This is a genomic window from Acinetobacter sp. MF4640 (assembly GCF_002018895.1).
Taxonomy (GTDB): Bacteria; Pseudomonadota; Gammaproteobacteria; order Pseudomonadales; family Moraxellaceae; genus Acinetobacter; species Acinetobacter johnsonii.
In genome coordinates this window covers 70,458-93,517 of record NZ_MVOM01000009.1, presented here as the reverse complement: position 1 = coordinate 93,517, position 23,060 = coordinate 70,458, and the positions used below count along the sequence as shown (strand labels likewise).

Genomic DNA, 23,060 nt, shown 5'->3' with positions numbered 1-23,060 from the left:
AAGTGAAGGAGCTGTCTGCTGAAATGCTGAACTTAAATTCTGAGAAAAAGTCATAAAAAAATGAGCGTATCTGGATACGCTCATTTTTACCGCATTTCAGCTATTTTGTCTTAACTGATCAGCATTAAGTCTAATGACTGGCTTTTTTTATGCAAACTGAAGAATGACAGCATGAAGAGTGCACATTGGTATTTTTATAAATAATGAACATTCATGTGAATAGTGTGAAATGAATCGCATTTTATGGGTATAATGTTATGGTATAACAGATGATTAGCTCAATATTCTGTATTTTTTTCGGCTTATGTATACAGGCTATTGGGCAGATAAACATGTAGAGTGTAAACAGATATGTTAGTTAAAATTGAAGATGGGTTTTATTTAAATACCGTTCATATTATTGCTATTCGTATTGCGAAAAGTGCTGAACTGGGAACATTTCAAGTCAATGTTGAGTATAGCCCGCATAACCATCAGGCTTCGGGCTTATTTCAAAAAACTTTTATGCAACAGTCGGCAGCAGAGCATTATTTGCAAAATTTGCATCAGCAGATTAGCAAAAACTAATGACGTGAACGAGTTCTGCCAAATAAAAAAGACTGCTTCGGCAGTCTTTTTTATTTAAAACAATACTTAAACTTTTACGATTAGCACAGGTATCGGAGACTGCGTGAGAACATTTTGCGCCACACTGCCTAACATCATCTTTTTAAAACCTGTACGGCCATGTGAGCCCATCAAAATTAGGTCTGCACCGACTTCATCGGCCACATGAATAATACCTTCAGAAGGAGAGATGCCGCGAATTACTTTGGTATCCACCTCAATTTCATCACGGTCAAATGAGAGCTTTACTTCGGCTAAACGGTCTTGAGCAACTTTTTCAGCATGTAGGAAATAGTCGGTGATGGCTGGTGCAACTTTATAGAAGTCGACACCGACAAATGGATCGACCGCAATCACACTCATGAGCGTCACACGACTGTTTAAATCTTTGGCTAACTCAAGTGCTTGTTCAACAGCAGCATAAGACATCGGGGATTCATCGACGGCAACCAAAATGTGTTTGTAGCTCATTATCTTCTCCTTAAGGGTGCATCTTTATACGGATCATTTTGCAGTATATGCGAAATCAATTCATATAAAGACGCGTTATAGTTGATTAAGCTTTAACAATGAGAACTGGGAGCTCAGTAGACTTGAGAACATCTTGAGCAAAGCTGCCTAATAGGAATTTTTGAAAGCCTTTACGGCCATGTGAACCCATCACAATCAAGTCATTTTTTAGTGAAGCAGCCGCTTCGACCACAGCATCTTCAGAGACTTCACCTTTGATGATTTTAGACTGAGCTGTCACACCTTGTTCTTGTGCAATTTGAACTGCATCCTGAAGGGCTTTCTCAGCATTGTTGTAGGCTTGTATGAAATAGTCTTTCATGATTGGAGAAGTATAGTAAAAATCAGCATCTTTGAGTGGGTCTTCAGCGACTAAGCTAATCAATGTGAGTTGACTGCCAAAAACTTTGGCAATTTCAGCCGCTTGTTTAACCGCAGAAAAAGAAATTTGTGAACCGTCAACAGGGACTAAAATATGTTGGTAAGCCATCAGAGGGACTCCTTTTTGTATAAGATTTAGTTCTTAATTTATTGATAACACACTGCCATTAAATGTTCAATTTTGATCGGGCTAAAAATTGAAAATTCATGAAATTTAAAGAAAATAATTCAAAAAAAAGCCGATTTACGTGTCCAAAATCTTGAGTGAAAAACTCAAGTTTCAGATTTAAAGCAATATTCTTTAAAAGATGTTTCTAGTGTTTAAATGAGGCTGCAATGAGATCTGTTTAATCATGCGATGCGATAGAGATTGTATTAGAATCATTTGAAAAAAGGGTGGGGCCGAACAGTATGATTTTTCAATCGATAATAAAAGTACTTAGTGCTATTTTCATGATTGTGCTTTTGAGCGCGTGTCAAAGTGTAGAAAAGAACACCAAACTGATTGCGGGTACATTTAACACAGCAACCAGTATTCAAATGAAAATGCTGGATCGTTTTGCTCCTCCCGATGTCATCGTACATAATAATATTCCATATCAAGCTAGTCCTGAGCTGAATGTTGACATCTATCAACCCCAAAATATTGAGCAATTAAACACAGTGCCCACGGTGGTTTGGATTCATGGCGGCGGGTGGGTTTCGGGGTCAAAAGAGCATGCGCGAGGTTATTTCAAACTTTTGGCCAATCAAGGCTTTAACGTGGTCTCGGTAGAGTATCAGTTTGCACCTGAGGCTATTTATCCCACTCAGTTACAGCAAGTCGATCATGCACTGAATTTCTTACAATTGAATGCTGCTCAGTATCATATTAACCCGAACCAGCTGTATCTAGCAGGAGACTCTGCTGGAGCCAATATTGCCAGTCATTATGCTGCACTTTTGACGAATCCCGCATTTGCTCAAGCATCCAATTTTAAGCCGAGCATTCAGCCGAAACAGCTTAAAGGGCTAATTTTGCATTGTGGTATTTATGACTTATATCGCTTTGTGAACACCGCTCCTGAGGAACTCAGGTTCATTGAATGGGGCGTTTATAACTTGGTTCAAGCGTATACAGGAGAGCGTAAAGAGGATGCAGCTTTTTTAAAGTCAATTTCAACCAGTGAGCATATTACGCCACAGTATCCACCTGTCTTTATCAGTGGGGGAAATAAAGACTTTTTAACCAAGAGCCAGTCTTTACCTTTCGTCGAGGTGTTGAAACAGCATCAGGTTGCAGTCACGGAGGCTTTTTATCCAGACTCTAAGGAGTTTTTGGTGCATGAATATCAGTTCATGATGAGCAAACAAGCGAGTCAGATCACCTTTGATCGAACTATTGATTTTATAAAGCAAGCCTCAAGGCCGACTGAAACAAAATAAAAAAGTATGCAGAAAGCCTTGTTTAGTTTTTGCTATTTTAATAACATACCGACCGATCGGTATGTTTATTGTTGAGTTTCTGATGAATCCTATATTAATGGCTTATGCTTTGCTGGCGATGGCAATTATTTCTGAAGTGATTGGTTCGACTTTTTTGGTAAAGTCGGAAGGTTTTACCAAGCTATTGCCTTCACTGGCGGTAGTAGTTTTATTTTCGTTGGCATTTTATTTATTGTCTCAAGTGATTAAAGTGATTCCATTGGGTATTGCTTATGCGATTTGGGCGGGTGTTGGTATTGTTTTAACCGCTCTGATTGGTTACTTTGTTTTCCGACAAAGTCTAGATTTCGCAGCAATGATCGGTATTGCACTGATTGTTTCTGGTGTGGTCGTAATTAACTTATTTTCAAACTCAACAGGGCATTAAGTTCGATGCAACAAGCAAGTCCACGTAAAAAGGCACCGGAACAGGTTCGCCAAAGTATTCTACAACATGCGATCTGTTTGGCTGCTGAAAAAGGCGTGACTGGGGTTTCCATACAAGCAGTTGCTGATTTGGTTGGCGTGAGTAAGGGTGGTGTTTTTCATCATTTTCCAAACAAACAAAAGCTACTTGAAGCGATGGTTGTGGTACAGCTTGAACAATTAGATCGTGTTGTTGATGAGTTGATTAGCCAAGACCGTGATCGTTATGGTTGCTTTACCCGAGCCTATATTGAAATTACTCTAGAAAAGCAGGTGCTAGGCTTAGAGCATTCTTGGTCAGCTATTTCGATGATTATGCTGACGGATCGTACCTTTAATGAGTATTGGATTGAGTGGCTAGAAAAACGTTTAGCGCGACATCAGGATACAGACAATGATTTGGAGCTTAAAATTCTACGCTATGCTGCAGATGGCATTTGGCTCACAGCATTTACCGAGGTGGAAAATCTGTCTGAGACCATGCAACTTAAGCAAGAATTGATTCAACGAAGTTATCAGCATTAATTTTTCAAGTTAGCAATATTTGAAAATAAAAAAAGCACTCATCGAGGGTGCTTTTTTATATGAGGGCTTAAACTTTTTTGGCCCTTAACTTAAATATAAGCATAACTGCAAAACCAAAGAGTAGCCCCCAAAAGGCAGAACCAATGCCAAAGAACTGTACCCCAGATGCGCTGAATAAGAACGTCATGAGGGCAGCTTCACAGTCTGATACCGCTTCAAATGCAATCGCGATGTTATGACTAATCGTGCCAAACAAAGCAATACCAGCCAATGCTGTAATAAAAATCGCAGGGAAAGACAGCAAAAGACTGGTCAGGGTGGCTGCGAATAGTCCCATTAAGATGTAGAAGAAACCGCAGCTCATGCCCGCAATATAACGTTTCGATGGATCAGGGTGAACTTGTTCATCTAAACTGACGGCTGCACTAATTGCTGCGGTATTGACACTATAACAGCCAAAGGGTGCGAGTAAAGCTTGGGCGGTACCCGTCCAACCAATCAGTTGATTGACGTGGGGGCTATAGCCATAGCTTTTAATCATAGCAATACCCGGTAAGTACTGCGATGCCATATTGATCACAAACAAAGGTAGTGCTAAACCTAAAATAGCAGACATGCTGAACTCCGGTGCCATCCAAACAGGTTGCGCTAGGCTCCATGTGATTTGAGGAGTATGGAAGTCTAAGAATAACGGGCAGAGTAACAAGCCTGCAATCACTGTAATGACAATGCAATAACGTGGGGTAAGTCGCTTAGAAACAATATAAGCCGCCAGCATGGATAAAATAAAACCCCAATGGTCTTGCATACTGGCGAACAATGAAATACCAAACTTCAATAACACACCTGCCAGCATGGCACTGGTTAGGCTTTGCGGGATATACGTCAGTACTTTTTCAAAGATACCGAAAAAGCCCAAAATGGCAGTAACTAAACCACAGACCAAAAATGCGCCAATTGCTTCATGTAAACTATAACCACTGCCTGTCGCAATAATTAAGGCCAGTGCTGCCGTAGACCATGAGGTCGATACAGGATATTTCAGTTTCCAAGATAAAAGCAGGCCACTCAAACCAATACCTAGACCTAAAGCCCAGAACCATGAGTTGATTTGCGCGGTATTTGCACCTAAGACTTGGGCGGATTGAATGACCAAGACTGAAGACACACTAATGCCAATGAGGAAGGTAATAAAACCTGCGAATACTGCTGGAACTGAGAAATCTTGAAATAATTTTTGCATGAAGATCAAAACATAATTTGAATGAGTGAAAATTACTATTGTTCAAGGATCATATGCTGGTTCTTGAAAAAGAAAACAGCACATGATGGATTTTTTATCGAAAATAATGAGATTATTCACGAAAATTACAGTGTGGAAAGTGCCAGTTTTAAGCCGAAGCCACAAAACAGCAGACCGACGGTCGCCACCGCAACGGCGGCAACTTTGAACTGTCGGTTGAAATAGCTCGCCAGCTTAATACCTGAAAAAATCAGGATACTAAGATAGGCCATACTGATGATTTGCAGAATAATAGAAAGTAAGGCAAAGCTCAGTGCTGGGTAGGCATAATTGGGGTCGACAAACTGCACAAAAAAAGACAGATAAAACAAAATAGCTTTTGGGTTTAAAAGGCTAATGGTCAACGCTGAGCGAAAAGGATGCAAGGTTTGTAAAGTACTCTGATCTGTACTTGCTGCAAGCTGTTGTGGGCTAGAGCTCCAGGTTTTGACTCCTGCAATCAAGAGCTTTATACCCAAGTATGACAGGTACAGTGCACCTACAATTTTTAATAAAATAAACAGCCAAGGAAAAGCATGTAAAAGAGATGCTGCACCCAGCACGGTACATAGAATGAGGATCAAATCACCTGTGAAAACACCCAACGCACCCCAGTATCCCGTTTTAATACCAAATCGTGAGGCAATAGACATCACATAAAGAGAATTTGGGCCTGGCAAAATCACAATTAGAATTGTACCGATGATATAAGTACCGATGTCGATAATACCAAACACAACGTATTCTCAATAAAAAAGCCGATGTTGCATGATAACAAAATCGGCTTTTAAAAGAAGAAAAATCAAGTTAAGCTGAAATTTCTTCATCTAAACCAAAAGACTGACGTAACAGTGTGTTCAGCTGTTGACGAGCTTTAATAAATCCATCAATCCCCCCTTGGAGCAGTTGCGTTGCCATGAGGTCATGTTCAATTTGATCTCTAAACTCAGTTTCACCGAGTGCGTTAAGTGCAGTTGTCGCTGGTGCAATATCACATGCTGACAGTTGTGCTTTGACTTCACGCGTGTCTTGTTCAAGTGCAGCCAATAAATTAGGTGCAACAGTCAGCAGGTCACAGCCAGCTAGTCCCAACACTTGGTCAATACTACGGAAGCTTGCGCCCATAATTTCTGTTTTGACCCCATGTGCTTTATAGAACTGGTAAATTTGCTTCACAGAGAGTACGCCAGGGTCTTTTTCAACGGGATAGCTGTCCACGCCTTCGGCCTTTTTGTACCAATCTAAAATACGCCCAACAAAAGGTGAAATTAAAGTGACATTCGCCTCCGCACAAGCATGTGCTTGATGCACACCAAACAAAAGCGTTAAGTTGGTATGGATACCTTCAGCTTCTAGCACTTTCGCTGCTTGAATGCCTGCCCATGTCGAAGCAATTTTAATTAAAATACGATCTTGATCTACGCCATAGTTTTTATATAACGTCAGCAGCTCTTTGGCTTTTTCAATGGTGGCATTGGTATCATAAGACAGCGCTGCATCTACTTCTGTGGAAACACGACCTTCGATCAACTTGAGAATTTCAACACCAAATTTGACGGTAAGAATGTCGATTGTGCGTTCAATAAGTAAGTCATCTTCGAAGCCTTCCGCTTTGGCTTGGGCGAAAGCATCTTCAATCAACTCTTTATTTTCAGGTTGACTTGCAGCGGCTGTAATTAGAGATGGATTGGTGGTTGCATCGAGCGGACGAAATTGGTTAATCGCCGCTAAATCGCTACTGTCGGCAACAATTGTGGTTAAGTTTTTTAATTGGTTTAATGCTGTTTGTGTCATTGATCGTTAGTTCTTAAAGTTATTACCCGTAAATTATTTATAGCACAAACTGCTTTTAACCCAAGTAGATTCGGACGTTTTAACAGCAGTTATTATACTTTTTTACGCTGATTTCGGATGTATTGGATTAAAAAACGCGCAGCCGCGCCCAATTCACTTTCGCGACTCCAGACCAAGTCCACAAAATATTCAAACTTCGGGGTGAAATCTAGCAGATCTAATATTTTGAGCTGTTTTTTGAGCTGAGGGTTTTCATTCAACATTTCTAAGGGTAAAACACCCCAACCAAAGTTTTGCATGATTAAAGCGCAAGCTGAGTGATGGTTGTCTGTCCGCCAATACTGTTTGGAATACAGCAATTCTGGCTTAATGCTTTTATCGCGACTGGCAACCACGATTTGACGGCTATGTTGAATTTGTTCAAAGCTGACTTGTGGAAATTGAGCCAGAATAAAGTCCTTATTGGCGACGGGAACTAAAGTTTCGAGTTTTAATTCTACAAACTGTTCGCTGCTTTCCAGTTGCTCACGTTCAAACATTAGCGCCAGTTGTGCTGTGCCGTTGAGTAACATTTTCTGCGCATCTTCTTGAGGTGCAGAAAAAATATTGATTTGTAGACTGGGAAATTCGGCCTCTAATATCGCGATGTAGTCGATCCATTGCATATGTAGAAGCTCAGATACCACTACAATGTTGAGCGAGGACTCCAAACCATGGCTTAGGGCATAGGCATGCTGTTTCCATTGATTCATTTCGGTCAGCAGTTGCTCGGTCTTTTCGTACAAAGTGATTGCTTGTGCTGTTGCTGTGGGCTCACGTCCTTCACGTAAAAAGAGTTGTAAGTTTAAGTCTATTTCCAAGTTAGCAATTGACATACTCACGGCCGATGGTACTTTACCCAACTTGCGTGCAGCAGCTGAAAATGAGCCTGACTCAATCACGGTTTTAAAAATAATCAGTTGCTCTTGATTGATATTCATAATTCTCTATTTTTCAATTTTATTGAAAGAACCTAACTCGATTAATCAATATTATAAAAATAAAATAGCCAACATCCAATCATGAAAGAGTAATTAAAAATGTTGATTTCCAAAAGAAGGATTATTCATGCGCTCAGCTATGAAATCATCCTATTGGTGATCATTGCTGTTGCCTTAAGTTTCATATTCCATATGCCTTTAGAAGTCACAGGTGTACTCGGTATTGCCATGGCTGTCACTTCGGTCATATGGAATATGGTGTTTAACCATTTTTTTGAAAAGTTTGAAGCGAAAAGAAAGCTAAAAAGAACCATCGGCGTGCGTGTTCTTCACGCGATTGGTTTTGAAGGTGGTTTGATGCTTGCAACTATCCCAATGGTCGCATATGCAATGCAAATGAGTATTTGGCAAGCCATCGTGCTCGACTTCAGTTTAACCATGTGTATTTTGGTTTATACCTTTATCTTCCAGTGGTGTTATGACATGCTGGAAGCGAAATTGGGTATTCAACCTGAAGCACAATATTCAAATTAAAAAATAAGCCACGCAATGTCGTGGCTTATTTTTTAATGTGCAGTGATTCTTATGTGAATTTTCTAACATTGAAAATATAAGGGGTCATCAAGGCAAAAAGAACCGTGAGGGCATAGTGTAAGCTATTCACTACAGCGATAATATACGGATGAGCAAAGCCTTTTAGATAGACCATGGTTGCGCCTTTCTTTGTACTGGAATCTGTGTATGGGATTTCATCACTGATCAAAAACCAGCTTAAGCAGAAAAAGAGCAACATAAAAATAAAAAACAATAAGCCTAACGGGCTAAACATTGAACGTTGCTGTGTATTCAGTTTTGCGTAGTGTAGTTTAATGTGCTGGATTTGTTGTCTGTTGAGCTGTACTCGAAAATAATTGATAAAAATAAGGGCAATGCATATGAAAGTACATATACCAAAAAAGTCATTGAGATATTTATGTGGACTGGATAAGTTGGATGCGATGGTACTTGGAAACACGCCTTGAAAGTGAACATCAAAACTGACCATAAGGAGTGCTAGTCCTAAGGGAATGAGGTAAAAATAATAATAGCGAATGGGTGTATTGAGGTAAGCCAATAATGGGAATGAATTTCGCATATTTTTGTATTTGGTTATTTTATTTTTTATCTATAGAGCAAATTGATGGTTTTGACCAGTTAAAAAGCACCTCAAAAGAGGTGCTTTTTAACGGCGAAGGCGAGATTATTTTTCAATAATCGCTGTTACACCTTGACCACCTGCAGCACAAATTGAAACAAGTACGCGACCTGAACCTTTTTGGTTAATCAGCTTCGCAGCAGTAGCAATGATACGGCCACCCGTTGCAGCAAATGGGTGACCTGCTGCGAGTGAAGAACCTTTTACGTTGAGTTTAGTGCGGTCAATTGAACCGAGTGGAGCATCTAAACCTAAACGGTCTTTACAGAATTTTGGATCTTCCCAAGCTTTCAATGTTGAAAGAACTTGCGATGCAAATGCTTCATGAATTTCATAGTAGTCGAAGTCTTGAAGTTTAATGCCAGCACGCTCAAGCATACGTGGAACTGCATAAGCAGGTGCCATCAATAAGCCTTCTTTTTTCTCAACGAAATCAACAGCAGCTGTTTCTTGGAAGGTTAAGTAAGCAAGCACTTCGTGACCGTTTGCTTTCGCCCATTCTTCAGACGCTAAAAGCACACAAGATGCACCATCCGTAAGTGGTGTTGAGTTGCCCGCAGTCATGGTACGTGCATCGCCTTTACCAAAAGCTGGTTTGAGCTTAGCAAGTTTTTCAACAGTAGAGTCAGCACGTAAGTTGTTGTCACGCTCTAAACCTAAAAATGGTGTGATCAGGTCATCGAAGAAGCCTTCTTCGTAAGCCGCAGCCATTTTTTGGTGTGAAGATGCAGCAAGTTCGTCTTGTGCTTCACGTGCAATACCCCATTCAAGCGCAGTAATCGCTTGGTGATCACCCATAGAAAGACCTGTACGTGGCTCACCATTTTTCGGCGCATCCATCAAGTCTTTTAGGTTGATTTTAGTTAAAGCTTTTAAACGGTCTTTACCCGTTTTTGCAATGTTGAGTTCAAGCAATGCTTTACGTAAACCATCACCAAACGCAATTGGTGCATCAGAAGTCGTATCTACACCACCAGCCACACCCACTTCAATTTGGCCCAGTGCGATTTTGTTCGCAACTAAGAATGCTGCTTGTAAGCCCGTACCACATGCTTGCTGAATATCGTAAGCAGGTGTTTCTGGTGCAAGTGCCGTGTTTAGTACACATTCACGGGTCATGTTAAAGTCACGGCTGTGTTTAAGTACCGCACCAGCAACCACTTCACCAAGGCGTTGACCTTGAAGGTTAAAACGTTCAACAAGACCGTTTAGCGCTGCTGTGAACATATCTGTATTTGAAGCGGTGAAATATGCGCCATTTGAGCGAGCGAAAGGAATACGGTTACCACCGATAATAGCCACGCGGCGAACAGTGTTTTGACTCATGGTTTGATCCTGTTGAACAGCAGTTTGAGTTTTTGGTTTTGAAGCATTTGTAGAAGAAGCGGGGCTTTTACTACGAGTTGACGCAGCACGAGTGCGAGTCGGCTTAGTCGTGTTATTTACTGATTGGGTTGTTGTGCCAGTACTTTTAGTTCTACGCGGTGTACTTTTTGATGTATTTGACACAGTTTCCGTAGCAGAATTTTCCACTGCTGGATTTTCTTGAGTTGTTTTGCTCATAAGGCTTTTCCAAGCATGTTAATCTATTCTTAGGGTGTACATTAGCATATTATAAAAAGGGCTGAATTGACTAGAATGACATTGCAACATGCTTTCAGGTCAAGACATATCATCTATAACTCAAGTATGATTCTATAGAAACCGATGGAACTATTGAAATATAAGACTCTAGACATCACTTTGAAGTTAAAAGGATATCTTTGAATCCATCAACAATTAATTTGTATGAGAGATAAAAAACATGACTGATCAATACCAAACATTCGCAAAATCTCCGATTGGTAAATTTGTCATTAAAAATTTGGGTTTACCTGCACCAACTTTTTTAGACCGTTTTGAGTCAGCAACGCCTGTGATTAAAGGTGCTGTTTTACTGGGTGCAGCAGCAAATAGTTCATTATCTGGTGCAGTTGCGCAAGTGTTGGCAAATGTTCACGCCAATAGCTATGCAGGTAACAATGCACAGTTACAGCAAGCTGCGGCTCAAGTGGGCTTAAATTTAAGTGCATTTAATGCAGGCGACAAAGAGTCTAAATTCAAAGTTGTTATTTTTGATGCATCTGGCATTGAGTCATCAGAGCAACTCAATGAGTTATATAACTTCTTTAACCCTATCGCACGTCAAGTGGCTGCTTCTGGTCGTGTGATTGTGATAGGTACGACACCTGAAACTGCGGGTAGCGTGAAAAAAGCGATTGCACAACGCGCGCTTGAAGGCTTCGTGAAGTCTGTCGGTAAAGAATTTAAAAAGGGGATTGCAGCACATTTGATTTATGTGGATGCAGGTGCAGAAGCAAATCTTGAGTCAACTATACGTTTTGCAGCATCGCCACGTTCTGCTTATGTTTCTGGTCAAATGATTCGCGTATCTAAAGCTGCTGTTGTAGATGTAGACTGGGCAAAACCACTGGCAGGTAAAACTGCTGTAGTAACAGGTGCAAGCCGCGGTATTGGTGAAGCGATTGCACATGTCTTGGCACGTGATGGCGCGCATGTGATTTGTTTAGACGTACCACAGCAACAAGCAGATCTTGACCGTGTTGCAGGTGAGATCGGTGGTTCAACACTGGCAATTGATATCACAGCAAACGATGCAGGTGAAAAAATTAAAGCTGCGGCAGCTGCTCAAGGTGGTTTAGACATCATCGTGCATAACGCAGGTATTACCCGCGACAAAACGTTGGCAAATATGAAGCCTGAGCTTTGGGACTTGGTGATTAACATTAACCTGTCTGCAATTGAACGTGTAAATGATTATTTACTTGCGAACGAGGGTTTAAATGCCAATGGTCGTATTGTTTGTGTATCATCTATTTCAGGTATTGCAGGTAACCTAGGTCAAACTAACTATGCTGTGTCGAAAGCAGGTGTCATTGGTGTAGTTAAATTTACTGCTCCAACGTTGACGAATGGCATTACCATCAATGCGGTTGCACCAGGTTTCATTGAAACGCAAATGACTGCTGCGATTCCATTTGCAATCCGCGAAGCAGGGCGTCGTATGAACTCGATGAGCCAAGGTGGTTTACCTGTAGATGTTGCTGAAACCATTGCTTTATTTGCAGCGACAGCATCGACTGGTTTAAACGGCAACGTGGTACGCGTTTGTGGTCAAAGCTTGTTGGGTGCTTAATTTAAAAGCTTGAATTTATCTCTCCTTATAGAGGGGGGAGATAAATTCTTTATATTATAAATGGGATGGTATTTTTCCCTCATCCCAACCTTCTCCCTGAGGGAGATGGTGCTTTCAAAAATATTGAAATAAAAACTTCTCAAAGGTTCAGTATGAAGACTCGCCATTTTAGTCAACTTCCAAAACCATATATGGCTTATCCGAAAGTCATTCAAGGTTTGATCTTTAAAAAACCAAAAGGTGAAAAAGTCTTACCGCAGGTTGAGTATGTGGTGGATTCTTTTAACGTCGATCAAAAACATTTGAAAGCTTATAACCAAGTGTGTGGCTTTAAAAATAATGGTTATATTCCTGCGATTTATTTGGCCGTATTATCGCAAAGCCTACAAATGCACATGATGGGGCAAGAGCCGTTTCCATTTCCTGTGCTAGGTTTGGTGCATATTCGCAATCAAATCAAACAAATGCGTAAAGTTGACGTTAATGAAACCCTCACTTTATCATGTAAATATGGCGCGCTTGAGCCACATGATAAAGGTGTTCAGTTCGATTTTATTACCACGGTGAAAGTTGGTAATGAAGTGGTGGTTGAAGCATTGACCACGTATTTAGCACGTCAAAAAACCGATGGTAAAACAGCACCAAAATTAGTTGAAGCAACGACTCCAGATTATCAGCCGAATGCAGTCTGGGAAGTCTCTGAAAACACAGGTCGTCGTTATGCAATGACCTCGGGCGACTTCAACCTCATCCACATTCATGCAGTGACAGCAAAAGCTTTTGGTTTCAAACAGGCCATTGCGCACGGCATGTGGAGTAAGGCCCGAGCGTTGGCTTCGATCACATTGCCTGATGCTTATGAGGCGGATGTTTGGTTTAAACTGCCGATGTATTTACCGTCAACTGTTGATTTTATGACCGCGACAGAAGGTGCAAATACCGCTTTCTTAATTCGAAATAGTAAGAACCAAAAACCGCATGTGACGGGACAGGTCAAAGCACTATAATTTTAAAAAGCCCAGTTTAGATTACACTGGGCTTTTTTATGCCAGCTTAAAAATACAAGGATGTGTAAATGAAAATTTTAAAACAATATTTACAAGCGAATCCGAACCATTACCAAGGCTATGTTGACCCACGTTTTCAAAGTGTTGCCCATCTGTTTAGCCGCTTACAGGATGCTCGTTCAGCATATGGTGGTGCAGCTTGTGTTTTATATTTTCAAGGTGAAAAAGTTGTTGATATCTATACGGGTTTGGCAGCGGTAGATTCTCTTTGGCAGGCCAATACCATGTCGGTGTGTTATTCGACAGGCAAAGGCGTGCTCGCAACCTTGGCGCATATTTTAGTCAGTCAAGGTGTGCTGAGTTACGATCAACCGATTGCGGATTATTGGCCTGAATTTGCCCAAAATGGCAAAGGAAAGATGACGCTAAGACATGTGCTAAGTCATCAAAGTGGATTATTTGATATCCGTAATAACATTGCCGATGCAACAGAGATGTTGGATTGGGCACATATGTTAGACGTATTTGAAAAGGCACAACCACGCTTTGCAATTGGTGAAGATGCTGCTTATCAACCTTTGTCATTTGGTTGGCTGGTCGGTGGTGCTTTGGAAAAAGCAACGGGGAAACGTTTAACGGAACTCTTCCAAACCTATTTAGTTGAGCCACTTGAGCTAGATGGGGCTTACTTTGGTGCACCCAGTGCTGAATTAAAACGTATCGCACGACCTATTACTCGTCCTGTATCTATCCAACCAAATCAAAAAAGTCCAACGAAAGTGCGTAAAGTTTCATTGCTTGATAAAGCGATGCAGTGGTCAGGGCAAGATCCACAAGATTTTCAGGATGGCATGATTCCCAAAGGCATGAAAAAGGTCAGCTTTTACCATGATGATGCGATTCAGGCGATCATTCCCGCAGCAAATGGTGTATTTACAGCCAATAGTTTAGCCAAAGTGTATGCGATGCTATCTCAAAAAAGAATTTGGGAAGGTCAGCAGTTGATTCGTCCAGATGTGTTTTCTGAATTGAGTCGAGTGCAATATACCGATCGAGATCGGGTGATGCCGATACCTATGCATTGGCGCTTGGGTTATCACCGTATATTAACCTTAGGAAAAACTGCCGAGCAAGGTTTTGGTCATATGGGCTTTAATGGTTCAGGGGCTTGGGGTGACAGTGAGCGAGGCCTAAGTTTTGCTTATACACATAACTTTGCTACAGGTTCTTTAACTGGGGATTATCGACTTTGGGCTTTGAGCCAAGAAAGTTTACGCTGCGCAGATGCGGTCTTAACAGGCAAAAAAGGCTGGTTTTGACAAGTCTGAGATTTAGTCATCGTCTAAAATATGTTATGTTCGTCGCGGTTTAGGTTTTGAATATTTGTGACATGAAGGCTCCCATTCTTATCCCGCTGGTTGCTACAGGACTATTGTTAGGCTGTTCCGAGGCAAATCAAACGCAACATGATCAGTCTAAACTTCAAGTGGCAGAACAAAAGCAGATTATTCCTGCGTGGGTTGGGAGTTATCAGGGGACAACGCCGTGTATGGGATGTTTGTCCCGTTGTGAAGACTGTCCGGGTATGGCAGTTGCACTAGAGTTGCATGAAAACAAGACCTATACCCTAAAACGAGAAAGTTTGAGTGGGCATAACGAAATCGAAACTTTGACTGGAGCACTTCGTTTTAATGCTCAAGATCAGCACAAGGTAGAGTTGATGAACGTGACAACGCGAAACTTACTTTATATCGATTTAGAAGATGGTGTTTTAGAAATACGTGAAGATGTGACTGGAAAAAAATATCAAATGCAGAGTGATTTTGTTTTGGTGAAACCAGCTTAATTTTCTAAATATCTGTATTTTAGAAATTCATTTTAATATTTACATCTTTTTGCTTTTCCAAAGCTCTCACTTTATTTCAAATCCATAATCTAAATGCATAAATAGCTTGAGATAGAGAGTGGGATAAAAATGGAGCTAATGGTTTTTGAATTATTGATCTAAATCAGCTTTATAGCTTAGAAATGCGAGAACGGGGTGAAGTAATTCATTCACTCTTTGGCAAAAAAACAGTATGCTTAGGCCTATAAAAAGGAGCATACATGTATCAAGTACTTGCACGGAAATATCGTCCTCGCAATTTTAATGAGCTAGTGGGTCAGAACCACGTTTCTCGAGCGCTAACCAGTGCTTTGGAGCGCGGACGTTTGCACCATGCTTATTTATTTACAGGAACGCGTGGGGTCGGAAAAACCACCATTGCCCGTATTTTGGCGAAGTGCTTGAACTGTGAAACAGGTGTGACTTCTACGCCGTGCGAAGTTTGCCCAACCTGTACCGCCGTGAATGAAGGCCGTTTTATTGACTTGATTGAGATTGATGCGGCATCACGGACTAAAGTTGAAGATACGCGAGAGCTTTTAGACAATGTTCCTTATGCACCGACGCAAGGTCGTTTTAAGGTCTATTTGATCGATGAAGTGCATATGCTGTCTACGCATTCTTTTAATGCTTTACTCAAAACATTGGAAGAACCGCCTGAACATGTGAAATTCCTTTTTGCAACGACAGATCCGCAAAAGCTCCCAATTACCGTGATCTCGCGCTGTTTGCAATTTACATTACGCCCTTTGGCTGTAGATGAAATTACCGAGCATCTGGCTAATATTTTAAATAAAGAGAGCATCCAAGCCGAACAAGATGCAATTTGGCAAATTGCAGAGTCTGCCCAAGGCTCATTACGTGATGCACTTTCTTTGACTGACCAAGCGATTGCTTACGGTCAGGGCGCTATCCAGCACCAAGATGTCAAAGAAATGTTGGGTTTAATCGACCGTACCATTATTTATGATTTGATCCTTGCGATACATCAAAACCAAAAACAACGGGTGAGTGAGTTGCTGATGCAATTCCGCCAGCAAGCACTGGATGTATCTTTAGTTTTGGATCAGCTGATTTCGACTTTACATGAATTGGCATTGCTACAATATTTGCCAGAACTTAGTCTCAAATATAGTGCTGAAATTAATAAAAAAATCATGCAATTGTCTCAGCAAATTGTTGCGCAAGACTTACAACTTTATTACCAAATTGCATGTAAAGGACGTGCTGAATTACAGCTAGCAGTCACCCAAGAGCAAGGCTTTGAAATGTCGGTGCTGCGTATGTTGGCGTTCCGTCCATTACAACCGAATGAAGTGCTGGTGGCTCAGGCCAATAGTGCTGTAGTTGAATCTGTACATCAAGCGGTAATACCGAGTGCTGATCCAGAAACGACTTTGCATCAAGACGCAGACGTTGATGCGGCATTTCAAGACGCTGAAATAACTCAGAATGCAGAACCTGAGTTTAAGCCTGAACTTGATGATGTCGATGTTTCAGAAAGCGCCGAAGATAATAAACCATCAGTGGATGCATCTCAGCAATCTGATCAAATCGTTTTCGATCCTTCAAGCGATGAAGTGCTATTCGATTTAGATGAAGCAGACGAATTTAATGCACAAAGCAATGACGATGAGCCAAATAGTGATGATTTCTTATTTGATGAAATTGTACCGCTAGACCTAGAAACTCAAAATGACGCATCCGTTGAACCTGCCGCAGTAATAGCTGAACCTGCTGTACAAGCGGAGTCTTCTGATTTAGCAAATGAAGTGCTGTCTGCTGATAGCGTACAGGACACCCAAGTTGTAGAAAATGAAAGCCTGCAAACTGTTGCTGCTATTGTAGAGCCCGTTCAACTTGAACAGGTTTCAACTGCATCAGCCGATTTAATGCCACAAGATATTTTACAACTTCAACCGCAGCAGTTAGTCGGTGAGTGGACTGTGGAGAAGTGGGAGTACTGGTTCAGAAGCAGTGGCTTATCACCGGCGGTACAAGAGTTGGCTCAGCAAGGTTTAATGGCTGGGCAAATTAATGCCGAGTCTGTGTTTATGATTCCGCAGCGTTATGAGCAACTCCTCACCCAGTTACGTCATGTCTTGGAAGATGCGCTCAAAGCTGAATGGCCTCAGACGCGTTTTGATGTGAAATATGCAGAAGTTGAAACAATTACCCCGTACACCATGCAGGCGCAGCGCAAGCAAAGAGCATTTCAACGTGCGCATGAATTACTGCAAAACGAAGATACGGTCAAAGGCCTTGTACAAACTTTTGATGGTGAATTGCAGAATATCCAACTTAAGTAATGCCATGGCTTAAGTAGTGGCGCAAAGCACTCCGCATTTCAGATGGAATCGGGGTGCTTTTGCGTGTTTCACGGTCTACAAAGACATGAACAAAATGTCCTTGAGCTGAAGCAGTTTCTTGACCAAATTTGAAAATGGCAAGTTCGTAAGTGAGTGAAGAGTTCCCTATTTTGGCAATAGTCACACCAACATCAATAATCTCAGGATAAGACAACTCATGTAAGAAACTGCATGCTGAGTCGACCACTAAACCAATAATAGGGGATTGGTGAATATCAAAATTTGCTTTTTCAATCAGTAAGGCATTTGCGGCAGTATCAAAATAACTATAGTAGGTGACATTGTTGACATGGCCATAGAGGTCATTGTCCGACCAACGTGTTTGAATCGGTAGAAAATAATGAAATTGGTCACGTGTCTTTGCAGCTTGTCTCATCGATATCATCCTTAAAAATCATCTTATAAGTAGCCTAAGTTAATTATATGGTTTAGCTGTAAATGGCTTGATAAATTTCGCGTGCCTGTTGCCACTCTAGTTCTCTTGGGTTGTTTTGTAGTAGGCGTGTTTGCAACATGGCATCGGTTGCAAGCTGGTCTAGACTATGTTCAGAAACATTCAATGCTTTGAGTTTTAAGGTTAAACCGCTACGGTCCAAATGGTTTTGCATATGATCGACGAAAAGATCAGAAAGACCATCGGTACAGCCTGTACTTTTTGGGTCGAGCCAGCAGATCAGTTCCGCATAATGTTGCTTAGCTTGAGGTAGATTAAACTTTAAAACCTCTGTCAGCACTAAGGCATTACTGTGTCCATGAGAAATGTGAAAATGCCCACCCAATGGATAAGCAAGCGCATGAACAGCACCTACTGGGGCATTGGCAAAGGCTTGTCCTGCCAGCATTGAACCGACCAACATATTTTGTCGAGCTTCTAAATTTCGACCATCTTCTAGCACCAAGCTGAGGTTCTGATTCAGTAGTTTTAAAGCCTGTTTCGCCAACATGTCGGCATAGGGGTTTTTCTTGATTTTAGAGGTATAAGCTTCAATCGCATGTACCATCGCATCAATGCCTGTAGCAGCACTAATATGACGCGGTAGGTTTTCAGTAAAAGTCGCATCCAAAATCGCCACATCAGCAAAAAGAACGGGTGCTACGATGCCAGTCTTTGTCGTTTCACCTGTGGTAACGATCGAAATTGGTGTGACCTCAGAGCCTGTCCCTGCAGTGGTTGGGACCAAAATTAAGGGTAGGCGAGGTGCTTGGGCATGATTCATCCCATAAAGATCTGACAAGTGTTGCTGCTGTACAGGATGGCTGAGGATGGCAATAATTTTTGCAACATCCATAGAGCTGCCGCCACCAAAACCTAAAACGATATCTACCTTTTGCTGTTTGGCATAATTAGCCGCGTTTAAAACAATTTGCTCACTTGGATCTGCTTCAACCTCACTGTAAATACTGTAAGTGAGCGAGATATCTTCTAAAATTTCTAAGATGGGAAGGTGAAGCTGATGCTTTAACATGCCAGCATCTGTAACCAATAACAGATGCTGATAAGGACGTGCTGTTAAAATGTCTCTGAGCTGTTGAATGCTGCCTAAGCCTGAAATAATATTCGGCACAGTTTGAAATTGAAATTGGTTCATATCAGCATCCTTTTTTTATATCTTATCCAACAATATTGTTTTGTACTTCTATAGGATTCATCCTCTAAATAACTTAACATAAGACACTTGAAAATAAAGCTGTTTCGAGGTGGTTATGTCATTCACAGCGCCCTATAAGGTGTTATGTGTCTGTTTAGGAAATATTTGTCGTTCTCCCACGGCAGAAGTCGTTCTCAGACATTTTTGTGATGCACATCAGCTCAACATCGAAATCGATTCGGCGGGAACCAGTAATTACCATCCCAACAAAGCACCTGACTTACGTAGTCAAGAACATGCTTTAAAACGGGGCTATGATTTATCCAGCTTACGCGCACGACAGTTACAGACCCGTGATTTTGTTCATTTCGATTTAATTTTGGCGATGGATCATCGTAATTTTGATGATATTCAAGCGTTGTATCAAACAGCGCAAACTGAATTTGGTACTCAACCTCTCCGCGCTAAAGTTGCACTGATGTCTGAACATGACGCGCAGTATCCTCAGCAAGCATTACCTGATCCTTACTATGGTGGCTTTGATGGTTTTGAACGTGTTCTTGACCAATGTGAGTCGAGCAGCCAAGCGTGGATCAGTATTTTTAAACAACAATTTGAACAGTAATTAAGGTTCGTGCATGCAAATCGAAACACAAAAACAGCTTAAACCTTTTAATACGTTAAGCTTAAATGCGATAGCCTCTCATTATGTTCAAATTCACAGTCCAGATGAGCTTGTAGAAGCATTGGATTATGCACAGCAACACGCTTTGAATGTCATGATTCTATCTGGTGGAAGTAATATGCTGCTTCCCGCACAAATTAATGCTTTGGTTGTGCATATGAACATTCTAGGCGTAGAAAACCTGTCTGAAGATGTAACGACCAAAACTATACGGGTCGGTGCGGGTCAAGTTTGGCATGACTTTGTGCTTTGGACGACAGAACATTATTTATTTGGCTTACAGAATTTGGCGTTGATTCCAGGGCTCGTGGGTGCATCTCCTGTACAAAATATTGGCGCTTATGGTGTAGAGGCCGGTGAGTTCATCGAAAGCGTGCAAGTCTATGACCGACAGTTGAAAACATTTAGCGATATTCAAGCTAAAGACTGTGCATTTAGTTATCGTCATAGTATTTTTAAAGATGATCCAAATCGCTATGTGATTACACATGTGACTTTCAAGTTATTGAAAAAAGAAGATTTGAAAATTAGCTATGGTGACTTAAAACAAGCCGTGGGTGATGAGCTAACAGCTTTTAATTTACAACAACAAGTGATTCAGATTCGTCAAAGTAAATTGCCTGATCCGAAAGAATTTCCTAACGTAGGCAGTTTTTTTAAGAACCCAATTATTAGTCAGCAAGCTTATGACCTTTTAGCCCAACAATTTGAAAAATTGCCACATTATCCGCAGCCGAATGGTGATGTTAAAATTGCAGCAGGTTGGTTGATTGATCAATCGGGCTGGAAAGGTAAGCAGCTTGGTGTGGTCGGGATGTTTGCCAAACAAGCCTTGGTTTTAGTGAATTATGCCAATGCAGATTTGAACGATGTACAGAGCACATACCGTGCAGTACAGCAGGATGTGTATAATAAATTTAAAGTTTTGCTGGAACCTGAGCCTGTGCTATTTAATTCGGCGGGTCTCATCCAATCCCATTAGGATCGTTAAAAGTATGAGTAAAACCCATAAAATGGTGCGTTTAATGCAAATCACTTCGGTGCTGTTTGCATTTTTCGGCTGTTTAATGATTTTTATTTATACACCTTTTTATTCTAAGCTGATTGTGGCGACATTGAATGCCTTTGTCCCTGTAGATGTCAATGAAGTTGCAGCACAAAGTCAAAAAATGGCGGCACTCAGTGAGCAAGAGAGCTTAGAACCAGGTTCTGATTTGTGGATTGCCCGTCAAGCGTACTTACAGTTGATGGAAGAACAAATTAAAGAACATAATTCGCAAAACCTAACCACGATTCAGGCACGTTATAAAGCACTGCAACAGTTAATTATTTCTGAACAGCGTGAAGAGCAAGAAAAAGAGCAAAAGCCTCAAATTCCTTTGGTGGTTGAGACGGCAAGTTCTGAGGTTGACCCGACTGAAAATGTCAAAGAACTGCTAGAGCTGAATAGCAAAGAAAATAAAGCCTTGATGGAACATTATCTCGACTTTTTAAAAACACATAAAGTTGAGACTGTAGAGGAAGAGCCGATAGATGAACAAATCTATCAGGACATCGCACAAATACATGCACAAAATGAAGAGAGAAAAGCGGCATTAAACATGCCGAATGCCATAGTTGTTTTGGGTGGCGGATTAACTTTAGATAAAAATCGTAAAGATATTGTGGTGAATGAATATACGCGATTACGTCTTGAAACCACTTTACAAGTCGAACAACAGTTTAAGCTCCCCATTGTGCTTAGCGGTGTCGAAGCTCCGTATATGCAAAAATGGTTAAAGGCGCGTGGAGTCGATGCGAAACTATTGGAAGATCGTAGTATGAATACCTGCGAAAACTCACGCTTTAGCTCTTTGCTATTGCAGAAAAAAGGTGGTGCACCACGAGTGATTTTAATTACAGATCAATATCATATGCCACGTACACGCCGTTTATTTGCTTTAAATGGTATCGAAACACAGCCGATAGAGGCGCCAATGCCGACCCAATTAACCCAATGGCGTCCAAGTGAACAGAATTATGATCATAGTCGCCGTGCCAATTATGAAATGCTCGCAACGATACGCGATGTACTGTTGGGTTCGAGTGACTGTAGGGAGATTCCATAATGCCTGAACTTCCTTTTTTAAATCCTTCAGTACTCAAACAGCTTGAACTTCCTGTGCCGAGTCGTGAGACAACACCACAGCTATTAATGCCTTTGAATCTGAACCAGCCGTATGAGGCATCGGTGGAGATGGTGTCTTATCGTCGTTTATATGGTTTAGATGCATTGGACTGTGATCACTGGCAAGGTTATGTTCAAATGCCTTTGTTTAAGCTGCATGTCCAAGTTTTTGCACCAAAAATTGAAAAAATCAAAGGTTCAGTCTGTCTGTTGCATGGTTATTTAGAGCATAGCGGAATTTATCAACCCATTATTAAAGAGTTACTTGAGCAAGGCTTTAGTGTATTGACCTATGATCTTCCAGGGCATGGACTCAGTGATGGATCACCCGCGAATATCCAAAATTTTGATCATTATCAAGATGTGTTACATGCTGTGGTGCGCTATGTGAAACATGCAGAACAGCTACCGCAACCGTGGCTAGGCATAGGGCAGAGCACGGGTGGTGCAATTTTGATGCATCATTTGCTTGAATTTGCCGAACGCCGTGAAAACCCTTATGTGCAACGTGTTTTGTTGTTGTCGCCACTCATTCGACCTGCAAAATCCGCTTGGTGGCATAACTCGGTTGGACTAGGCATTATTCGACGGATTAAACGTCAAGTACCGCGTCATTTTAGGCGGAATAACCATAACCCAGAGTTCTTACGCTTTGTTCGTTTAAAAGATCCGCTACAACCTCGCATGATGGGTATGGATTGGATTTTGGCTATGTCCAAATGGATGTTGGAAATGGAGCAGCGCCCAGCCTGTCGCATTCCTGTCTGGTTAGCCCAAGGTGCGCTGGATCAGACGGTAGACTGGCGTTATAACATTGAGTTTATTCGTGAAAAGTTTCGCTTACAGACTTTATTGATGTTGGAGGAAGGTTCACATCAATTGATCAATGAACGTTCAGATATTCGTGCGGCATTAACAGGTCTAATTCCAGCTTTTTTACATGCGCAGGGTTCATCGAGTGGATATTACTAACATTCTGTGATTTCTCTTATCGAAAAT

24 protein-coding genes are annotated in these 23,060 nt (G+C 41.2%); 14 read left to right on the top strand and 10 right to left on the bottom strand.

Annotated features, from left to right (window positions below):
* The first annotated feature begins 351 nt into the window (after nt 1–351).
* The gene (locus MF4640_RS04895; RefSeq protein WP_078388866.1) at nt 352–567 is read left to right on the top strand and encodes a hypothetical protein; all 216 of its coding nucleotides are present in this window, start codon (nt 352–354) and stop codon (nt 565–567) included.
* Nucleotides 568–633: 66 nt separating this feature from the next.
* On the opposite strand, the gene MF4640_RS04890 is transcribed toward MF4640_RS04895, so the two are convergent.
* Entirely contained in the window at nt 634–1,077 is a 444-nt protein-coding gene (locus tag MF4640_RS04890) for a universal stress protein (RefSeq protein WP_004696899.1), read from the bottom strand.
* An 85-nt stretch (nt 1,078–1,162) separates the two neighbouring features.
* Entirely contained in the window at nt 1,163–1,606 is a 444-nt protein-coding gene (locus MF4640_RS04885; protein WP_004696902.1) for a universal stress protein, read from the bottom strand.
* A gap of 302 nt (nt 1,607–1,908) precedes the next feature.
* Between MF4640_RS04885 and MF4640_RS04880 the strand changes: the two genes are divergently transcribed.
* From MF4640_RS04880 to MF4640_RS04870, 3 genes are all read left to right on the top strand, one after another.
* Nucleotides 1,909–2,922 carry an alpha/beta hydrolase gene (locus MF4640_RS04880; protein ID WP_078388865.1) on the top strand — a complete coding sequence of 338 codons (1,014 nt, stop codon included), beginning with the start codon at nt 1,909–1,911 and terminating at the stop codon, nt 2,920–2,922.
* 82 nt (nt 2,923–3,004) lie between these two features.
* Nucleotides 3,005–3,349: a DMT family transporter gene (locus MF4640_RS04875; RefSeq protein ID WP_005401176.1), complete on the top strand. Its 345-nt coding sequence runs from the start codon at nt 3,005–3,007 to the stop codon at nt 3,347–3,349.
* 5 nt (nt 3,350–3,354) lie between these two features.
* Nucleotides 3,355–3,912 (top strand): TetR/AcrR family transcriptional regulator, encoded by a 558-nt coding sequence (locus MF4640_RS04870; RefSeq protein ID WP_078388864.1) that lies wholly within the window; start codon nt 3,355–3,357, stop codon nt 3,910–3,912.
* 67 nt (nt 3,913–3,979) lie between these two features.
* Here the strand turns inward: MF4640_RS04870 and MF4640_RS04865 are convergent, their stop codons facing one another.
* The 4 genes from MF4640_RS04865 to MF4640_RS04850 form a co-directional block, all read right to left on the bottom strand.
* The gene (locus MF4640_RS04865; protein WP_005401178.1) at nt 3,980–5,155 is read right to left on the bottom strand and encodes a benzoate/H(+) symporter BenE family transporter; all 1,176 of its coding nucleotides are present in this window, start codon (nt 5,153–5,155) and stop codon (nt 3,980–3,982) included.
* 125 nt (nt 5,156–5,280) lie between these two features.
* The gene (gene leuE, locus MF4640_RS04860; protein WP_005401179.1) at nt 5,281–5,931 is read right to left on the bottom strand and encodes a leucine efflux protein LeuE; all 651 of its coding nucleotides are present in this window, start codon (nt 5,929–5,931) and stop codon (nt 5,281–5,283) included.
* A gap of 70 nt (nt 5,932–6,001) precedes the next feature.
* Nucleotides 6,002–6,988 (bottom strand): transaldolase, encoded by a 987-nt coding sequence (gene tal / locus MF4640_RS04855; protein ID WP_005401180.1) that lies wholly within the window; start codon nt 6,986–6,988, stop codon nt 6,002–6,004.
* Nucleotides 6,989–7,080: 92 nt separating this feature from the next.
* Nucleotides 7,081–7,968 (bottom strand): LysR family transcriptional regulator, encoded by an 888-nt coding sequence (locus MF4640_RS04850; protein WP_078388863.1) that lies wholly within the window; start codon nt 7,966–7,968, stop codon nt 7,081–7,083.
* 99 nt (nt 7,969–8,067) lie between these two features.
* On the opposite strand from MF4640_RS04850, the gene aceI reads away from it, so the two are divergent.
* The gene (gene aceI, locus MF4640_RS04845) at nt 8,068–8,502 is read left to right on the top strand and encodes a chlorhexidine efflux PACE transporter AceI (protein WP_062032662.1); all 435 of its coding nucleotides are present in this window, start codon (nt 8,068–8,070) and stop codon (nt 8,500–8,502) included.
* A 49-nt stretch (nt 8,503–8,551) separates the two neighbouring features.
* Here aceI and MF4640_RS04840 read toward each other — a convergent pair whose 3' ends face one another.
* Complete coding sequence (locus tag MF4640_RS04840) at nt 8,552–9,103, bottom strand: hypothetical protein (protein ID WP_078388862.1); 552 nt, start codon at nt 9,101–9,103, stop codon at nt 8,552–8,554.
* Nucleotides 9,104–9,208: 105 nt separating this feature from the next.
* Nucleotides 9,209–10,726 (bottom strand): acetyl-CoA C-acetyltransferase, encoded by a 1,518-nt coding sequence (locus MF4640_RS04835; protein WP_078388861.1) that lies wholly within the window; start codon nt 10,724–10,726, stop codon nt 9,209–9,211.
* Nucleotides 10,727–10,967: 241 nt separating this feature from the next.
* Between MF4640_RS04835 and MF4640_RS04830 the strand changes: the two genes are divergently transcribed.
* The 5 genes from MF4640_RS04830 (at nt 10,968) to dnaX (ending at nt 17,560) form a co-directional block, all read left to right on the top strand.
* Entirely contained in the window at nt 10,968–12,359 is a 1,392-nt protein-coding gene (locus tag MF4640_RS04830) for a 3-oxoacyl-ACP reductase (RefSeq protein WP_078388860.1), read from the top strand.
* 152 nt (nt 12,360–12,511) lie between these two features.
* The gene (locus MF4640_RS04825) at nt 12,512–13,366 is read left to right on the top strand and encodes a MaoC family dehydratase (RefSeq protein WP_078388859.1); all 855 of its coding nucleotides are present in this window, start codon (nt 12,512–12,514) and stop codon (nt 13,364–13,366) included.
* 68 nt (nt 13,367–13,434) lie between these two features.
* Nucleotides 13,435–14,685, top strand: coding sequence for a serine hydrolase domain-containing protein (locus MF4640_RS04820; RefSeq protein WP_078388858.1), 1,251 nt, complete (start codon nt 13,435–13,437; stop codon nt 14,683–14,685).
* A 71-nt stretch (nt 14,686–14,756) separates the two neighbouring features.
* The gene (locus MF4640_RS04815) at nt 14,757–15,212 is read left to right on the top strand and encodes a copper resistance protein NlpE N-terminal domain-containing protein (protein WP_078388857.1); all 456 of its coding nucleotides are present in this window, start codon (nt 14,757–14,759) and stop codon (nt 15,210–15,212) included.
* Between the two features lie 260 nt (nt 15,213–15,472).
* Nucleotides 15,473–17,560 carry a DNA polymerase III subunit gamma/tau gene (gene dnaX / locus MF4640_RS04810; RefSeq protein WP_078388856.1) on the top strand — a complete coding sequence of 696 codons (2,088 nt, stop codon included), beginning with the start codon at nt 15,473–15,475 and terminating at the stop codon, nt 17,558–17,560.
* Here dnaX and MF4640_RS04805 read toward each other — a convergent pair.
* Together MF4640_RS04805 and MF4640_RS04800 are read right to left on the bottom strand one after the other, a co-directional pair.
* Nucleotides 17,553–17,996, bottom strand: a complete 444-nt coding sequence (locus MF4640_RS04805; protein WP_004696935.1) for an acyl-CoA thioesterase — start codon at nt 17,994–17,996, stop codon at nt 17,553–17,555. The genes dnaX and MF4640_RS04805 overlap by 8 nt on opposite strands.
* 52 nt (nt 17,997–18,048) lie before the next feature.
* A complete protein-coding gene (locus tag MF4640_RS04800) occupies nt 18,049–19,209 on the bottom strand; it encodes an iron-containing alcohol dehydrogenase (protein ID WP_078388855.1) in 1,161 nt (386 codons plus the stop codon).
* Nucleotides 19,210–19,324: 115 nt separating this feature from the next.
* On the opposite strand from MF4640_RS04800, the gene MF4640_RS04795 reads away from it, so the two are divergent.
* Genes MF4640_RS04795 through MF4640_RS04780 form a run of 4 tightly spaced genes read left to right on the top strand, consistent with a single transcriptional unit; the run spans nt 19,325 to nt 23,033 of the window.
* The gene (locus MF4640_RS04795; RefSeq protein WP_078388854.1) at nt 19,325–19,834 is read left to right on the top strand and encodes a low molecular weight protein-tyrosine-phosphatase; all 510 of its coding nucleotides are present in this window, start codon (nt 19,325–19,327) and stop codon (nt 19,832–19,834) included.
* Between the two features lie 13 nt (nt 19,835–19,847).
* Entirely contained in the window at nt 19,848–20,876 is a 1,029-nt protein-coding gene (gene murB, locus MF4640_RS04790; RefSeq protein WP_078388853.1) for a UDP-N-acetylmuramate dehydrogenase, read from the top strand.
* A 13-nt stretch (nt 20,877–20,889) separates the two neighbouring features.
* Complete coding sequence (locus MF4640_RS04785) at nt 20,890–22,002, top strand: YdcF family protein (RefSeq protein ID WP_078388852.1); 1,113 nt, start codon at nt 20,890–20,892, stop codon at nt 22,000–22,002.
* A complete protein-coding gene (locus tag MF4640_RS04780; protein ID WP_004696940.1) occupies nt 22,002–23,033 on the top strand; it encodes an alpha/beta hydrolase in 1,032 nt (343 codons plus the stop codon). The genes MF4640_RS04785 and MF4640_RS04780 overlap by 1 nt, the downstream gene beginning before the upstream one ends.
* The last annotated feature ends 27 nt before the right edge of the window (nt 23,034–23,060 follow it).

Excerpts from the sequence above, each read along its gene's own strand:
- MF4640_RS04895 (WP_078388866.1), top strand. The coding sequence starts at position 352 with ATGTTAGTTAAAATTGAAGATGGGTTTTATTTAAATACCGTTCATATT.
- MF4640_RS04890 (WP_004696899.1), bottom strand. The coding sequence starts at position 1,077 with ATGAGCTACAAACACATTTTGGTTGCCGTCGATGAATCCCCGATGTCT.
- MF4640_RS04885 (WP_004696902.1), bottom strand. The coding sequence starts at position 1,606 with ATGGCTTACCAACATATTTTAGTCCCTGTTGACGGTTCACAAATTTCT.
- MF4640_RS04880 (WP_078388865.1), top strand. The coding sequence starts at position 1,909 with ATGATTTTTCAATCGATAATAAAAGTACTTAGTGCTATTTTCATGATT.
- MF4640_RS04875 (WP_005401176.1), top strand. The coding sequence starts at position 3,005 with ATGAATCCTATATTAATGGCTTATGCTTTGCTGGCGATGGCAATTATT.
- MF4640_RS04870 (WP_078388864.1), top strand. The coding sequence starts at position 3,355 with ATGCAACAAGCAAGTCCACGTAAAAAGGCACCGGAACAGGTTCGCCAA.
- MF4640_RS04865 (WP_005401178.1), bottom strand. The coding sequence starts at position 5,155 with ATGCAAAAATTATTTCAAGATTTCTCAGTTCCAGCAGTATTCGCAGGT.
- tal (WP_005401180.1), bottom strand. The coding sequence starts at position 6,988 with ATGACACAAACAGCATTAAACCAATTAAAAAACTTAACCACAATTGTT.
- MF4640_RS04850 (WP_078388863.1), bottom strand. The coding sequence starts at position 7,968 with ATGAATATCAATCAAGAGCAACTGATTATTTTTAAAACCGTGATTGAG.
- aceI (WP_062032662.1), top strand. The coding sequence starts at position 8,068 with ATGTTGATTTCCAAAAGAAGGATTATTCATGCGCTCAGCTATGAAATC.
- MF4640_RS04840 (WP_078388862.1), bottom strand. The coding sequence starts at position 9,103 with ATGCGAAATTCATTCCCATTATTGGCTTACCTCAATACACCCATTCGC.
- MF4640_RS04835 (WP_078388861.1), bottom strand. The coding sequence starts at position 10,726 with ATGAGCAAAACAACTCAAGAAAATCCAGCAGTGGAAAATTCTGCTACG.
- MF4640_RS04830 (WP_078388860.1), top strand. The coding sequence starts at position 10,968 with ATGACTGATCAATACCAAACATTCGCAAAATCTCCGATTGGTAAATTT.
- MF4640_RS04825 (WP_078388859.1), top strand. The coding sequence starts at position 12,512 with ATGAAGACTCGCCATTTTAGTCAACTTCCAAAACCATATATGGCTTAT.
- MF4640_RS04820 (WP_078388858.1), top strand. The coding sequence starts at position 13,435 with ATGAAAATTTTAAAACAATATTTACAAGCGAATCCGAACCATTACCAA.
- MF4640_RS04815 (WP_078388857.1), top strand. The coding sequence starts at position 14,757 with ATGAAGGCTCCCATTCTTATCCCGCTGGTTGCTACAGGACTATTGTTA.
- dnaX (WP_078388856.1), top strand. The coding sequence starts at position 15,473 with ATGTATCAAGTACTTGCACGGAAATATCGTCCTCGCAATTTTAATGAG.
- MF4640_RS04805 (WP_004696935.1), bottom strand. The coding sequence starts at position 17,996 with ATGAGACAAGCTGCAAAGACACGTGACCAATTTCATTATTTTCTACCG.
- MF4640_RS04800 (WP_078388855.1), bottom strand. The coding sequence starts at position 19,209 with ATGAACCAATTTCAATTTCAAACTGTGCCGAATATTATTTCAGGCTTA.
- MF4640_RS04795 (WP_078388854.1), top strand. The coding sequence starts at position 19,325 with ATGTCATTCACAGCGCCCTATAAGGTGTTATGTGTCTGTTTAGGAAAT.
- murB (WP_078388853.1), top strand. The coding sequence starts at position 19,848 with ATGCAAATCGAAACACAAAAACAGCTTAAACCTTTTAATACGTTAAGC.
- MF4640_RS04785 (WP_078388852.1), top strand. The coding sequence starts at position 20,890 with ATGAGTAAAACCCATAAAATGGTGCGTTTAATGCAAATCACTTCGGTG.
- MF4640_RS04780 (WP_004696940.1), top strand. The coding sequence starts at position 22,002 with ATGCCTGAACTTCCTTTTTTAAATCCTTCAGTACTCAAACAGCTTGAA.